2 pseudogenes are annotated in these 1,076 nt (G+C 66.4%); one reads left to right on the top strand and one right to left on the bottom strand.

Features of this window, described 5'->3' with window-relative positions:
- Window positions 1–241, top strand: a pseudogene (locus A9Z05_RS38260) (NAD(+) synthase); the annotation flags it as partial.
- A 75-nt stretch (window positions 242–316) separates the two neighbouring features.
- Here the strand turns inward: A9Z05_RS38260 and A9Z05_RS33655 are convergent.
- Window positions 317–1,076: pseudogene (locus A9Z05_RS33655) on the bottom strand (peptidase S1); the annotation flags it as partial.

Below are 1,076 nucleotides of genomic sequence, written 5' to 3'. Positions count from 1 at the left end.
CGCACGCGCGCTCGGCGGCGAGGAACTGATCGTGATGAAGGTGCCGACCGCCGACCTCGAGGAGCTGCGCCCGCTGCGCCCCGACGAGCACGCGTATGGCGTGACCTACGACGAGATCGACGATTTCCTCGAAGGCAAGCCGGTCGCCGATCGCGTCTACGAAACGGTGCTGCGCTTCTACGACGGCTCGCGCCACAAGCGCGCACTGCCGTACACGATGTTCGACTGGCCGGCTGCATAAGCCGGCCGCCCCGCTACCGGCATATCGCCGCGCGCTCCGTCAGGGCTGCGCGCGGCACATCGGCGCCGGGCAACGCTATGCGTTCCCGCCCGTCTTCTTCGCCTGCAGCGCACGAATCCTCAGCCGCGCGCCCGTATCGCTGACCGTCGCGTCGTACATCGTCGCGAGATCGCGCTTGAGCGCCGTACGCGAGCCGCCGTCGAGATACACCATGTGCCCCGACGGATAGAACCGCGCGGACAGGTTCTGCCGCACCTTCTGGTCCTCCAGCGGCATCTGCTGCAGATCGATCACGGTCTGGTAGAACGGCGTGACGAAGTCGTAGAGGCCGTTCGCCGACAGCACCTTCAGGTCGACGTTCAGCGCCATCACCGCGGCGAGGTCGCCGGCCGTGTAGAGGATCACGTTCCCCTGCGCATCGATGCCCTGCTGCGCGCCGGTCGGGTCGATGTGGCTGAAATCCCAGTTCTTGAAGGCCTGGTCGTTCAGGTCCGTGAACGCCGAGTTCGACGTGAACTTCAACTGCTCGTTCAGGTAGCTGTTCCACATCGCCGTATAGACGCCCGTCACGGCCGTCATCGTCGGATCGTTGCCGCCCGAATTCGGGTCGATCTTGCCGGCGATGCCCGACGAGATCCCGGTCACGCGGCCGTCGTACGAACCGAGCGCGAGCCCCTGCGCATGCAGCAGCGTCGTCAGGAACAGCGAATTGCCGCGCGTGTCGTAGCCCGCGATGTCGAGCCCCCACGATTGCAGCGTCGCCGTATCGATGCCCGTGTATGCCGACAGCTTCTGCACGGTGGCCGGGTTTGCATGCGGCACCGCGCGCAGCGCG

Source organism: Burkholderia sp. A2 (genome assembly GCF_001729305.1).
Lineage (GTDB): Bacteria > Pseudomonadota > Gammaproteobacteria > Burkholderiales > Burkholderiaceae > Burkholderia > Burkholderia sola.
The sequence above is the reverse complement of the archived record's forward strand: the minus strand, read 5'-3'. Positions and strand labels throughout refer to the sequence as shown.